A 13,172-nucleotide genomic window follows, 5' to 3' on the forward strand; every position below is an offset into this window, starting at 1 on the left:
CCCTACTTTGCTTGCGGCATCCACCAGCCCGTCCGCGCACCGATATGCATGTTGAGCGTCTTGGTTTCGGTATAATCCTCCACCGCATGCCGCCCCAGCTCGCGGCCCAGACCCGACTGGCGATAGCCGCCGAATGGCAGTTCCGGCGTGCCGTCCATGAAGGTGTTCATCCAGACAGTGCCCGCCCGCACCTTGCGGCCGATATTCATACAGGTGTCGAAATCACGGCTCCACACGCCTGCTGACAAGCCGTAATCGACCGCATTGGCAATGGAGATTGCCTCATCCACGCTATCGAAGGAAAGCACCGACAGAACCGGCCCGAACACTTCCTCACGCGCCACGGCCATATCCGCCTTCACGCCTGCAATGATGGTCGGCCCCATATATTGGCCAAGGCCCAGATCCAGAACATCGCCGCCATGGGCGATTGCGGCACCCGCCTTTCTGGCCTGATCGACATAGGCGCCGACCTTGGCGAGATGTTGCGGCGTGATGATCGCGCCAACCTGCGTGCTGACATCGAGCGGATCGCCAACGATCACCTTTTTCGACAGATCGGCCACCCGCTCGACAATCTCATCGACAATCGAGCGATGCACGATCAGCCGCGACCCGGCATTGCAGCATTCACCCGCATTGAACCATGCGCCGAACACAGCCGCATCGATAAAGGCATCCATATCCGCATCCGGGAACAGGATTTGCGGATTTTTGCCGCCAAGCTCCAGCGACACTTTTTTCAGCGTTTGCGCGGCATTGGCCATGGTCAGCTTGCCCACGCCCGTGGAGCCGGTGAACGACACCATATCGACTTGCGCGTGCGTGCTCATATGCTGGCCGACATCGGCACCCGTTCCGGTGATGATGTTGACGACGCCGTCGGGAACCCCTGCCTCGGCCAGAATTTCGCCTAGCACCAGCGTCGAGCCGGAAGTCAGTTCCGAAGGCTTCACCACCGCCGTGCAGCCCGCAGCAAGCGCGAAAGGCAGCTTTTGGCCGACGATCAGGAACGGAAAATTCCACGGCGTGATGATGGAGACAACGCCGATCGCCTCACGCAGCACGACGCCCAGAGTGCCATCGCCAAGCGTGTTGTAGCTTTCGCCATGCAGATCACGCGCGAGTGCGGCCGCATAGCGCCAGATGTCGACGGAACCGGCAATCTCGCCGCGCACCTGCGAAATTGGTTTGCCGGCTTCAATCGCATCGAGATAGGCAAGTTCTTCCGCCCGCGCCTCGATCAGATCGGCGGCTTTCAGCAGCACCAGCGAACGCTGCGAGGCCGTTTTGGAAGACCAGCGCCCATCGTCAAACGCCTTGCGCGCAGCCGCCACGGCGCGTTCCACATCGGCCTTGTTTCCCGCCGGATAACGGCTGACGGTAACGCCATGGCCGGGGGCCACGCGGTCAATCGTCTGGCCGCTCTCACTTTGCACCCATTTGCCATCGATCAGCATGGAGAATTCGCGGACTTCCAGCCCGGTCAACGGCTGCGGCTTTACGATCGTGCTCATTACCATTTCCCTTCAAAATTCGCTTCGCGCTTTTCGGCAAAGGAGCGCACGCCTTCCTTCAGATCGCCGGTCTTGGCGACGAGGATGGAACCGAGCGCCTCAACCGCCGTTCCATTGTCCTCGCCATTGGCGACGGACAGCATCAGTTTGGAAATTTCGAGCGCAGCCGGCCCGCGTTTTGCCACTCGCGCCGCATAATCCTTCGCTGCCTGCAAAGCCGCGCCCGTCTCCACCACATGATCGACAAGCCCGTGAGAAAGCGCTTCTTCGGCTGTGAACATTTCGCCGCCCAGCACCATGCGACGCACGATCTGCGCCCCGAAACGGCGCACAAGGCGCTGCGTGCCCGACCAGCCGGGCACCATGCCAAGCGAGGTTTCCGGCAGGCCGATTTTTGCCTGTTTTTCAACAATGCGGATATCGGCGGCACCTGCCAGTTCCAGCCCGCCGCCAAGCGCATGGCCGTTCATCGCCGCAATCAGCGGCATGCGCAAAGTCGCCAGCCGCTCGAACACGCGATGACCATAGCGCACCCATGCATGGCCGAACTCCTGCGGTTCCAGGCCGCCCCAGGCCTTGATGTCGCCGCCTGCGCAAAAAGCCTTGCCCTCGCCGGTCAGGATCGCAACCCGGACGCTGCTGTCAGCCTCCACGTGATCACAGGCGGCAGACAATTCCTGCAACAGCTCAATATCAAACGCATTGAGCTTTTCGGGTCGTCTGATCGTCATGACCGCGATGTGGTTCTCAATCGATATTTCTATCCGTTGAGCCATCTCAGGCCTCCAGCTTTCGCGCAGGCTTTTGCGGCAATTCAAGACCGATTGGCTCTTCGCGAAACAGCGCCTCATCCATGGTCTTGAGCTTGTCCGAGACAATCAGCGGAAACTCGGCCTGATCCAGAATATGCGCCTGCAAATCCACACCCGGCGCGATTTCGGTCAGCATAATGCCTTCCGGCGCAAGCTTCAGAACAGCGCGTTCGGTGACATAGGTAATGTCCTGTCCCTGCGCGACACCACGCGGGCCGGAGAAGGTGACGTGCTCGACCTCATTCACCAGCTTTTTGAGCTTGCCTTCCTTCTCGATCACCAGTTTTCCGTCCATGACCGACAGTTTCGCACCGGCGTTGAACATGCCGGAAAAGACGATCTTCTTTGCCCTTGATGTAATATCGACAAAGCCGCCTGCACCCGCTGTCACATGCGGACGGAATGAAAGCTTCGACACATTGACCGAACCGTCACGCCCGATCTCAAGGAAGGAGAGAAGCGAGGCATCGAAGCCCGCGCCCTGAAAATAGGTGAACTGATAGGGCGACGGCATATAGGCATCGGCATTGGATGCGCAGCCAAAGGCAAAATCCAGAAGCGGCACGCCGCCAACCGCCCCCTGCTCGATCACCCATGTCACGGCACCATGCAGGCCCTCTTCCAGCAGAATGCGCGGCACATTGGCGGAAATGCCGAAGCCAAGATTGACCGCGCTGCCCGCCTGCAATTCCTGTGCGACACGCCGCGCAATCGCCTTCTGGATATTGAACTCGGGCAGACGGAACGTATCGAGCGGGCGGAAAATCTCGCCGGAAATCGCCGGATCATAAAGCGTCTGCGTGGTCTGCTTCTGGTCGGGGTCAACCACGATATAATCGACCAGAACGCCCGGCACCCGCACATCATGCGGCTTCAGCGTTCCTTCCTTGGCGATGCGCTTGACCTGCGCAATGACAATGCCGCCATTGTTGCGCGCCGCCAGCGCCTGATCCAGACCGCCCAGATAAGCGCCCTCATGTTCATAGGTGAGGTTGCCGCGATCATCCGCGGTGGTGGCGCGGATGATCGCGACATGCGGCACGATATTGGGGAAATAGAGCCAGTCTTCGCCTTCAAAACTGACATGCTTGACGACCGGTTCCTCTCGCGCCTTGTCGTTCATCGCCGATCCCTGACGTTTGGGGTCAACGAAAGTATCGAGCCCCACCTTGGTCAACACGCCGGGGCGCTTGGCAGCAGCCTCACGGTGCATATCGAACAGAATCCCGGACGGGATATTATAGGCCGGAATCTCGTTATTGGTGATCATCTGCCAGATCAGCGGCGGCTCGGTGCTTGATGGCCCGGACGGGTAGGACCCGCCGATAATCTTTTTCAAAAGCCCCTTCTTGGCGATGTAATCGACACCCTTGATGCCGCTCATGTCGCCCGCCGCAATCGGGTGCAGCGTGGTGATGTTTTTGGGATGGCCGGTTTCATCGAACCGCTCCCCAATGGCTTTCAGCATCATATCCGGACAGCCGAGCCCGCTCGATGAAGAAACCGAAACAACGGCATTGTCGGGAATAAGTGAAGCGGCTTCTGCAAATGAAATATGCTTGCTCATAATTCTCAAAGTCCTGAATGAACGGCGGTGGCCTTGCCGGTCTTTGCGGCTTGCATGACGGCAAGCCCGGTCGCGAGCGACCAGATGCCGTCCTCCAAAGTGGCCGATGGCTGGCCTTTGCCCTCGATGGCATTGTGGAAAGAATGCAAGGCGGTTTCGTAGAGATTTTTCTGGTCGAGCGGCAGTTCATGCTCGCCGTTCTGATCGCGCAGGATGACGCTTCCAACCGGCTTTTGCGTCATGACAGTGCGTGCAATGAGCGAACCTTCGCTGCCATGCACCTCGAAGCCGGTTTCGGCATATTTGGTGGTAAAGGCATCGTGGAACTGGGCAATTGCGCCGGAAGGGAAACGCAGGACACCCATCACGCCGTCTTCCAGCCCGTGACCGCTTAGGCCGCCCTGCTGGCTGAAAGCCACCGCCTCAACCGGGTTTTCACCCAGCACGAAGCGCAGCGTATCGGCATCATGCACGGTAATATCGAGGATCACGCCGCCGCCCGCATCGGGCCGCTCGATGCGCCAGCCTTGCAAGTGCGGCGGCAGATAAACCGCATGGAAAACCCGCGCACCCAGCACCTTGCCGATCTTGCCCGCAGCAATGGCATCACGCATGGCGCGGTGGCTTGCGGCATTGCGCAAATGATGGTTGGTGCCGGCCACGACACCCGCCTCGCGCACGGCTTTCAGCATCTGGTGCGCGTCATCAATCGTCAGCGCCAGCGGCTTTTCGCAAAGTATATGCTTGCCCGCTTGTGCCGCGGCAATCGCCTGATCGCGGTGCAGTTCATTGGTGGTGGAGATATAAACGGCATCGATTTCATGATCGGACAAAAGCGCTTCAAGGCTGGTCACCGAGCGGGCTATGCCGTTTTCGCGGGCATAAGTTTCACCGCGTTCGGCATTGGTGCTGTAAACGGAAACGACCTCGCCCCCGGTGACGCGAATGGCTCCGATCACCCATTCCTTCGCAATGGTGCTTGCGCCTATAAGGCCCCACTTTGCCATTCGAGTTTCTCCTCCTGTTTTCGGAACGGCGCACCGCAACTTGCCCGTACCGCAAGGCGCACCGACAGGCGCTGCGCCTCCGCCTCCACCCGTTCCGAATTGATCTGTTTGAGCAAAAGCTGCGCCGCACGTTCTCCCAAACCTTGCGGATCCACAGCCACAGTCGTCAGCGCCGGAACAGCGGTTTTGGCTTCGATCACATCGTCAAAACCGACCACGCCAAAATCCCGCCCTGGCTCAAGATTGGCGGCCCGCAGCCCGTCGCAGACGCCGAAAGCAACCGCATCATTGAAGCACACCGCCGCCGTGGGCTTCATGCCATGCCGGAGCATCTGCTCCACCACTTCAACGCCGCCTGCGCGGGACGGAGCGCTTGCAAAGACCAGCGCATCATCAAAGGCAATTCCGGCCTGCTCCAGCCCGGCGCGATACCCCGCGACACGCTCCGCAAACACCGCCGTATCGGCATAACCGCCCATGAAAGCGATGGCGCGATGCCTGAGCGACACCAGATGCTCGACCGCCTTTGCCACGCCGCCGCGATTGTCCGAAACGATGGAAGAAACACCCGATCCCGGCACATCGCGCACCATCTGCACAACCGGCAGGCCGCTTTTCGCCAATGGTTTCAGATCATTCGCCTCGGTTCCACGCGCTGGCGAAACAATCAGTCCGGCAATGCCATGCTCGCGCATCGAGGCAATCACCTCGCGCTGGCGATCGATGCTTTCCGCCGTATTGGCCAGAAACTGCACATAGCCAGCCGACTGCATGACGCGATCCACGCCGACAGCCAGTTCGGCAAAGAAGCTGTTGGTCAGATCATTGACCACAAGACCGATGATCCTTGAATTCGCCTGGCGCAGATTGGCGGCGGAACGGTTATAGACATAACCCAGTTTCTCGATCGCCTCCTGCACCTTGACCCGGGTTTCAGCATGAACCAGCGGACTGTCACGCAGCACCAGCGACACGGTCGATTTCGACACGCCAGCCTCGCGTGCGATATCGATAACGGTGACGCTGCTCTTGCTCATGATCTGCTCCGGTTTATGCTGCTCATTTAATTGGAACGTTCCAATACTGTCAAGAGCTGAGCGGAAAGCAGCCATTTGCCATGTGTTCGCCACAATTCGCGTTGGTTTTTAGTGCCGATTTTCTGCTGAAACACGTGTTCTAGGTGCAAACCCCGCCAAATCACATTTCTGCCGCAATTTTCGACGGGATTGCTATTTGGAACGTTCTAAACTAAAAATCGGCTGACAAGCGGAGGAACGATCATGGGCATGAACGACCAGCAACTGATCTTGCCGGATGGCAACGGGAGCCTTGTTTCCTACACGCTGATCGGCACGCCCACTCCGCGCCCGGCAAGCCCGCCGCAGTTCAACCGCATCGCCTATGCGGCTGCGCATGTGGTTTCCGATCCGCTGAAAGATGCCCGCCCGTGGAACGACCCGGCCATCGACTGGGACGCGACCATGGCTTTCCGCCATCACCTGTGGAGCCTCGACTTCAAGATCGCCGAAGCAATGGACACCTCACAGCGCGGCATGGGCCTGAACTGGGCCGGCGCGCAGGAACTGATCCGCCGCTCTCTGGCAGAAGCGAAAAGCGTAGCGGGTGCCGATCTTGCCTCTGGCGCCGGCACCGACCAACTCGATCCGGCGGAAGCCAAAAGCCTCGATGACGTTATCAGGGCTTATGAGACACAGGCAGGCTTCATCGAGAAGCACGGCGGACGTTTCATCCTGATGGCAAGCCGGGCGCTGGCCCGCATCGCCAGGTCGCCCGACGATTATGCCAAAGTCTATGGGCATATTCTGGCGCAGGCCCGCGAACAGGTCGTGCTGCACTGGCTGGGCGACATGTTCGACCCACAGCTCAAAGGCTATTGGGGTTCCCAAAATTTCGATGAAGCACTGGATACCGTCATCGGCATCATCGAGGCCAATCGCGACAAGGTGGAAGGCATCAAGATTTCTCTGCTGGAGGAGCGCTACGAAATCGCCTTGCGCAACCGCTTGCCGAAAGGCGTGCTGTGTTTCACCGGCGATGATTTCAACTATGCGCCGCTGATCGAAGGCGACGGAAACAGGCACAGCCATGCCCTGCTCGGCATATTCGATGCGGTCGCCCCGCAGGCATCCAGCGCGCTTGCAGCGCTCGCCGCAGGCGACAATGCCCGCTTCCGCGCGATCATCGAGCCGACCGTGCCGCTATCGCGCAAGATTTTTGAAGCACCGACGCAATATTACAAGGCGGGTGTCGTGTTCCTCGCCTGGCTGAACGGACACCAGAGCCATTTCACCATGCCTGCCGGAATGCAGTCGGCACGCGGCATCCTGCATTATGCCGACATATTCCGCCTCGCCGACAAGGCCGATGTGCTCGACCAGCCGGAGCTTGCCATCCACCGCATGAAAAAGCTTCTGGCCGTTCATGGCATATCGTAAAGACAGGCGGCTCTTGCCGCCTGTCCCGTCAAATCACCGCCAGCCAAGACCGGGCGCGACGTGCTTCAGGATCGCTTCGATCACATGGGCATTGTACTCGACGCCAAGCTGGTTCGGCACGGTGAGAAGCAGCGTATCGGCCTCGGCAATCGCCTCGTCTTTGGCCAGCTCCTCGATCAGCCGGTCAGGCTCGCCAGCATAGGACCGCCCGAAGACGGCCCGCAGGTCTTCCTCGATATAGCCGATGGAATCCTGCTCCTTGCCGCCATTGCCGAAATAGGCCCGGTCGCGATCATCGACCAGCGCGAAGATGCTGCGGCTCACCGAAACACGCGGCGTGCGCGTATGTCCGGCTTCCTTCCAGGCCTCGCGATAGGCACGAATCTGTTTGGCCTGCTGGATGTGCAGCGGCTCACCTGACTCGTCCTTCTTCAAGGTCGAGCTTTGCAGATTCATGCCGAGCTTTGCGGCCCACACAGCGGTGGCATCCGAGGCGGCACCCCACCAGATACGGTCCCGAAGACCTTCCGAATGCGGCTCGATCCGCAGGAGGCCAGGAGGGTTCGGAAACATCGGACGGGGGTTCGGCTGTGCAAAGCCCTGCCCCTTCAGCGCTTCGAAGAACACTTCGCCGTGCTGGCGGCCCATATCGGCATCGCTCTTGTCTTCTTCCGGCGCATAGCCGAAATAACGCCAGCCATCGATCACCTGTTCCGGCGAGCCGCGGCTGATGCCGAGTTGCAGGCGACCCTTGGAAATCAGGTCGGCGGCACCGGCATCCTCGACCATATAGAACGGGTTTTCATACCGCATGTCGATGACGGCGGTACCGATCTCGATCCTGCTCGTCTTCGCGCCGATGGCTGCAAGCAGCGGAAAGGGCGATGCAAGCTGGCGCGCAAAATGGTGCACGCGGAAATAGGCGCCATCCGCGCCCAGCTCCTCTGCGGCGACCGCCAGATCGATGGATTGGAGAAGCGCGTCGCTGGCCGAGCGGGTTCCCGACTGGGGAGACGGCGACCAGTGGCCGAAGGAAAGAAAGCCGATCTTCTTCATGATTATGTTCCCTGAATTCGGGCAAGAGGATTGTTCCTGCCCAATATGGCGGCGCGGGCCAGGAATGGAAGGGCGCGGAAAGGAACACACTGTTCAGTATTTGCACCCTCTGTTCCGTCCGCTTTTTTATCGCGCGCCATGAGTTGCCCGATACCCACGCCTTGTCCGGTACATTGACAGTGCATCCGGACGCTATTAAGCCTCGAAACAGGCGGATAAACCTTCAATCTGAGGTTATTGGAGAAAAGGTGTTTGCCGATAAGCAACGCACCAAAACAGGGGAGATTTTCATGCGTTCCAAATTTCAGGCTATGCTTCTGGGCTTGCTGGCCGCAACGGCCCTCGCCACCTCGGCACAGGCCAAAGACGTCACCGTCACCGTGACCGCCATCGTGGAGCATCCCGCCCTCGACGCCGCCCGCGACGGCGTGAAGGACGCGCTGGCGGAAGCCGGCTTCAAGGAAGGCGAGAACCTCAAATTCGTCTATCAGTCCGCACAGGGCAACCCGGCGACCGCAGCGCAGATCGCCCGCCAGTTCGTCGGCGAAGCTCCGGACGTGATCGTCCCGATCTCCACCCCGTCGGCGCAGGCCGTCGTTTCGGCCACCCGCGACATTCCTGTCGTCTTCACCGCCGTTTCCGATCCGGTCGGCGCGCAGCTCGTCAAGGACATGGCGAAGCCCGGCGGCAACGTGACCGGCCTGTCCGACATGTCGCCAGTGGCTGAGCACATCAAGCTGATCAAGGAAGTGATGCCGAACATCAAGAAGCTCGGCTATCTCTACAATTCCGGTGAAACCAATTCCGTGTCGCTGCTGGCGGCACTGAAGGAAGCCGCTGCCGCCGAAGGCATCGAAATCGTTGAATCGGCCGCCACCAAGTCGGCGGAAGTCCAGGGCGCGGCCCGTGCCCTCGTCGGCCGGGCCGATGCCATGTATGTGCCGACCGACAACACCATCGTTTCGGCGCTGGAAAGCGCCGTCGGCGTTGCCGAGGAAAGCAAGCTGCCGCTCTTCACCGCCGATACGGATTCGGTCAAGCGCGGCGCGCTGGCAGCGCTCGGCTTCAACTACTACGATGTCGGCAAGCAGACCGGCGCCGTCGTGGTGAAGGTTCTCAAGGGTGAAAAGCCGGGCGACATTCCGGTCGACATCGCCAAGGGCACCGATCTCGTCATCAATCTTGGCGCCGCCAAGAAGATGGGCGTCGAATTCCCGCAGGCCGTGATCGACCGCGCCACCAGCAAGATCGACTAAACATACAGCATGACGGAAAAAGGCGGGGTCGCTCCCCGCCTTTTTCTTTGACAGGATTTGACCAGAGTTTTCGAAATGCCCGCTATCCGCATTCTTCCCGCAGACGACAACACCAATGGCTGGAGCAGGATATTGCCAGCCCGCGCGCCGAAGGCGGCGCTGGCAGGCGATATCAAGGCCGACTGGATCGTGCTCGGCGCGGGATATGCGGGCGTGGCGGCAGCGCGACGGCTGGCCGGAAACCGTCCCAATGACCGGATTGCATTGATCGATGCGCAGGAGGTCGGGAAAGGCACGTCGGGCCGCGCCGCGGGCTTTGCCATCGACCTGCCCCACAATGTCAGCTCCTCGATGGAGGAACTGGCCAAGTCGCAAAGCTATCGTGCGCTGGCCCGCGCCGCCATCGATCATTTGAAACAGCAGATCGACCGGCATGGGATCGACTGCGACTGGCGGCAGGATGGAAAATTTCACGCAGCGGTTTCTGATCAGGGCATGCGCGAGGTTCTTGAGCCGACCGTCAGGGAACTGGAACGCCTCAAGGAACCCTTCGACTGGCTCGAAGGCGATGCACTGGCCAAAAGGCTTGGCACGAACCATTTCAAGGCGGCGATCTTCACCTATGGCACGTCGCTTCTGAACCCGGCTGCCCTTGTGCGCGGCCTCGCCGACAGCCTGCCCGGCAATGTCACGCTTTACGAAAATTCCGCGGTCACCAGGATCGACTACGGCGAGCGCATCCACATCACGACGGCAAAGGGCAGCATTCAGGCGCCGGCCATGATCCTTACGGTCAATGGCTTTGGCGAGCAGTTCGGCTTTTTCAGGCGAAAGCTCCTCAACTTCGCCGCCCATGCCAGCCTGAGCCGCAAGCTTTCCGACGACGAATACAAGGCCATTGGCGAAATCGCGCCATGGGGGCTGACGCCCGCCAATTCCTTTTCCGGCATCACCATGCGCCTCACCTCGGACCGGCGCATACTGGTGCGGCAGAACGTGCATTTCTGCCCGTCGCTCCGCCAGTCGGATGCGCGCCGTGAAACGGTCAGGCGTGAGCACAAGCGCCTCTTCGACGAGCGTTTTCCCATGCTGCCCAAGGTCGATATGGAGCATACATGGACGGGCTTCATCTGCCTGTCGCGCAATGGAGCGCCGGGTTTCGGCCAGATTGCGAAGAATGTCTACACATCGCTCTGCCAGAACGGCGTCGGCATCACCAAGGGCACGATAGGCGGCATTCTTGCCGCCGACATGGCCTGCGATATCGACAATCCGCTGATCGACGACATGCTCAAGCTCGGCAGCCCCACCGGGTTGCCGCCACGGCCTTTCCTCGATCTCGGCGTGCGGGCGCGTTTCGCATGGGAGCTGTGGCGGGCGCGCGCCGAAGTGTGACCCAAATCAACCGGGCCAGATGTTGTAACACTCCCACAGAATAGCGCTTTTTAGCGGCCTTGCAGCGATAATGCTTGCGCGCTGCCGCGTTTTGCGTTGTATCGCCAGAGCGATATAGCAAGAAACCGCAAGCAATGCGGTGAATGGAATTTGCAGTGCGCTGCGCCCGGTCGGATGCGGGTTCGCTGCAAGCATAAACCGGGGAAATGTTTCAGGTGGCAGGAACACCGGAAGCGAACTCAGAACAAACCGGTCGTGACTGAAGCTGGCCGAGCGGAACACCCGGATTTCCGGTTTCCGCAATGCCGTTGATCGGTGCCGCGCTGAAGCGGAAATCGTTCGTTTGGTCACGGCGAGAAACAAGGAATGACATTGTGAGTCAGATCGCCTTCTGGGGTGCGGTCGAATTGGGCCTCGTCTTTGCATTTGTAGCCATCGGCGTCTATCTGGCGTTCCGTGTCCTCGATTTCCCCGATCTGACGGTTGACGGTTCGTTTCCGCTGGGCGCCGCCGTAACCGGCGTGCTGATCCTTGGAGGCATGAATCCATGGCTCGCCGCGATCATCGCCATGATTGCCGGTGCCGCCGCCGGGCTCGTGACCGCGACGCTGAATGTGCGCTTCAAGATTCTCAATCTTCTTGCCTCCATTCTGACCATGATCGCGCTGTTCTCGGTCAATCTGCGCGTCATGGGCGCGCCCAACATTTCACTCATCAGCCAGGACACCATGCTGACGCCGTTCTTCGGCCACGGCATCCCCGAATATTATGTGCGTCCGCTGTTCCTCTTCGTGCTGGTTGCCATTGCGGTGTTCATCGTCTGGCGCTTTCTGGAAAGCGACATGGGGCTTGCCATGCGCGCAACCGGCGCCAATCCGAAAATGGCGCGCGCGCAGGGTGTGCGCACCGACCGGCAGATCTATCTCGGCATGGCGCTCTCCAACGCTCTGGTGGCACTTGGCGGCGCGCTCTTCGCGCAGACCAACGGCTTTGCCGATGTGACCTCAGGTGCCGGCACCATCGTGGTTGGTCTTGCGGCGGTCATCATCGGTGAAACGCTGCTGCGCAGCCGGTTCATCCTGGTCATCCTGCTTGGCTGCGTGCTCGGTTCGATCATCTATCGCATCGCCATCCAGTTTGCGCTTTCCAAGGGATCGGCATTCGGCTTGCAGGCATCCGATCTCAACATCGCGACCGCCCTTCTCGTCACCTTCGCCCTGATATTGCCGCGCCTGCGTCGCGGAGGAGCATCGGCATGATCGAACTTTCCAATCTCGATGTCGTCTTCGGTCGCGGCACTCCGCTTGAAAAACAGGTCCTGAACAAGATCAGCCTGACCATGGACAAGGGCTCCTTCGTCACCGTCATCGGGTCGAACGGTGCCGGCAAATCGACCATGCTCGGCGTTCTTGCAGGCGATGTGATCCCCACCGGCGGCAAGGTCGTCATCGCCGGGCAGGACGTGACCCGCAAATCCACCGCCGACCGCGCCGGGCTGGTGGCCCGTGTGTTCCAGGATCCGCTGGCCGGAAGCTGCGGCACGCTGACCATCGAGGAAAACCTTGCGCTGGCAGCTTCGCGCGGCAAGTCGCGCGGCCTCACCCACGCGCTCAATTCCAAACGCCGCGCCTGGTTCCGCGAGCGGGTGGCAAGCCTCAATCTCGGGCTTGAAAACCGTATGCATGACCGCATGGAGCTTTTGTCCGGCGGCCAGCGTCAGGCCCTCTCGCTCATTATGGCGACGCTTTCCGGCTCGGAGGTTCTGCTGCTCGACGAACACACGGCGGCCCTTGACCCCGGCATGGCCGAATTCGTCATGGAACTAACCCGCACGCTGATTGCCGAAAACAAGCTGACCGCGCTGATGGTCACGCACTCCATGCGTCAGGCGCTCGATTATGGCGACCGGACGATCATGCTGCACGGCGGCAAGATCCTGCTCGATGTCACCGGCGACAAGCGCAAGACGCTGGGCGTCGAGGACCTCATCGACATGTTCCGCAAGGTGCGCGGCCAGACGCTGGACGATGATGCGCTGCTGATCGAATAGGACAGGCTCAAACAAAACTCAGGTTTTGCAAACAGCTTTGTTTCCCAGCCGTCGTT

11 protein-coding genes are annotated in these 13,172 nt (G+C 60.2%); 5 read left to right on the plus strand and 6 right to left on the minus strand.

Annotated elements, in window-relative coordinates; all coding sequences use genetic code 11:
• Positions 1-2: 2 nt before the first annotated feature.
• The 5 genes from OINT_RS11715 to OINT_RS11735 are packed head-to-tail and all read right to left on the minus strand — an operon-like array spanning position 3 to position 5,940.
• The gene (locus OINT_RS11715; RefSeq protein ID WP_006468026.1) at positions 3-1,523 is read right to left on the minus strand and encodes an aldehyde dehydrogenase family protein; all 1,521 of its coding nucleotides are present in this window, start codon (positions 1,521-1,523) and stop codon (positions 3-5) included.
• A complete protein-coding gene (locus tag OINT_RS11720; protein ID WP_006470989.1) occupies positions 1,517-2,293 on the minus strand; it encodes an enoyl-CoA hydratase/isomerase family protein in 777 nt (258 codons plus the stop codon). The genes OINT_RS11715 and OINT_RS11720 overlap by 7 nt, the downstream gene beginning before the upstream one ends.
• Before the next feature lies 1 nt (position 2,294).
• A complete protein-coding gene (locus OINT_RS11725) occupies positions 2,295-3,896 on the minus strand; it encodes an acyl CoA:acetate/3-ketoacid CoA transferase (protein WP_006470990.1) in 1,602 nt (533 codons plus the stop codon).
• A 5-nt stretch (positions 3,897-3,901) separates the two neighbouring features.
• Complete coding sequence (locus OINT_RS11730; protein ID WP_006470991.1) at positions 3,902-4,903, minus strand: Gfo/Idh/MocA family protein; 1,002 nt, start codon at positions 4,901-4,903, stop codon at positions 3,902-3,904.
• Complete coding sequence (locus OINT_RS11735; protein WP_006470992.1) at positions 4,882-5,940, minus strand: LacI family DNA-binding transcriptional regulator; 1,059 nt, start codon at positions 5,938-5,940, stop codon at positions 4,882-4,884. Before OINT_RS11735 ends, OINT_RS11730 begins: the two co-directional genes overlap by 22 nt.
• A gap of 249 nt (positions 5,941-6,189) precedes the next feature.
• Here OINT_RS11735 and OINT_RS11740 point away from each other — a divergent pair, with 249 nt between their 5' ends.
• Entirely contained in the window at positions 6,190-7,359 is a 1,170-nt protein-coding gene (locus OINT_RS11740) for a dihydrodipicolinate synthase family protein (protein ID WP_006470993.1), read from the plus strand.
• Between the two features lie 33 nt (positions 7,360-7,392).
• Here the strand turns inward: OINT_RS11740 and OINT_RS11745 are convergent, their stop codons facing one another.
• On the minus strand, positions 7,393-8,415 hold the full coding sequence (locus tag OINT_RS11745; RefSeq protein WP_006470994.1) for an LLM class flavin-dependent oxidoreductase: 1,023 nt from the start codon (positions 8,413-8,415) through the stop codon (positions 7,393-7,395).
• 290 nt (positions 8,416-8,705) lie between these two features.
• Between OINT_RS11745 and OINT_RS11750 the strand changes: the two genes are divergently transcribed.
• From OINT_RS11750 to OINT_RS11770, 4 genes are all read left to right on the plus strand, one after another.
• On the plus strand, positions 8,706-9,671 hold the full coding sequence (locus tag OINT_RS11750) for an ABC transporter substrate-binding protein (RefSeq protein WP_006470995.1): 966 nt from the start codon (positions 8,706-8,708) through the stop codon (positions 9,669-9,671).
• A 75-nt stretch (positions 9,672-9,746) separates the two neighbouring features.
• Entirely contained in the window at positions 9,747-11,066 is a 1,320-nt protein-coding gene (locus tag OINT_RS11755; protein ID WP_006470996.1) for an NAD(P)/FAD-dependent oxidoreductase, read from the plus strand.
• A gap of 374 nt (positions 11,067-11,440) precedes the next feature.
• Entirely contained in the window at positions 11,441-12,325 is an 885-nt protein-coding gene (locus OINT_RS11765; RefSeq protein ID WP_006468035.1) for an ABC transporter permease, read from the plus strand.
• Complete coding sequence (locus OINT_RS11770; RefSeq protein ID WP_006468036.1) at positions 12,322-13,116, plus strand: ABC transporter ATP-binding protein; 795 nt, start codon at positions 12,322-12,324, stop codon at positions 13,114-13,116. Before OINT_RS11765 ends, OINT_RS11770 begins: the two co-directional genes overlap by 4 nt.
• Positions 13,117-13,172: the final 56 nt, after the last annotated feature.

The organism is Brucella intermedia LMG 3301, assembly GCF_000182645.1.
Taxonomy (GTDB): domain Bacteria; phylum Pseudomonadota; class Alphaproteobacteria; order Rhizobiales; family Rhizobiaceae; genus Brucella; species Brucella intermedia.

Bases quoted from the DNA above. Each gene is read 5' to 3' on its own strand.
- OINT_RS11715 (WP_006468026.1), bottom strand. From the start codon at position 1,523: ATGGTAATGAGCACGATCGTAAAGCCGCAGCCGTTGACCGGGCTGGAA.
- OINT_RS11720 (WP_006470989.1), bottom strand. From the start codon at position 2,293: ATGGCTCAACGGATAGAAATATCGATTGAGAACCACATCGCGGTCATG.
- OINT_RS11725 (WP_006470990.1), bottom strand. From the start codon at position 3,896: ATGAGCAAGCATATTTCATTTGCAGAAGCCGCTTCACTTATTCCCGAC.
- OINT_RS11730 (WP_006470991.1), bottom strand. From the start codon at position 4,903: ATGGCAAAGTGGGGCCTTATAGGCGCAAGCACCATTGCGAAGGAATGG.
- OINT_RS11735 (WP_006470992.1), bottom strand. From the start codon at position 5,940: ATGAGCAAGAGCAGCGTCACCGTTATCGATATCGCACGCGAGGCTGGC.
- OINT_RS11740 (WP_006470993.1), top strand. From the start codon at position 6,190: ATGAACGACCAGCAACTGATCTTGCCGGATGGCAACGGGAGCCTTGTT.
- OINT_RS11745 (WP_006470994.1), bottom strand. From the start codon at position 8,415: ATGAAGAAGATCGGCTTTCTTTCCTTCGGCCACTGGTCGCCGTCTCCC.
- OINT_RS11750 (WP_006470995.1), top strand. From the start codon at position 8,706: ATGCGTTCCAAATTTCAGGCTATGCTTCTGGGCTTGCTGGCCGCAACG.
- OINT_RS11755 (WP_006470996.1), top strand. From the start codon at position 9,747: ATGCCCGCTATCCGCATTCTTCCCGCAGACGACAACACCAATGGCTGG.
- OINT_RS11770 (WP_006468036.1), top strand. From the start codon at position 12,322: ATGATCGAACTTTCCAATCTCGATGTCGTCTTCGGTCGCGGCACTCCG.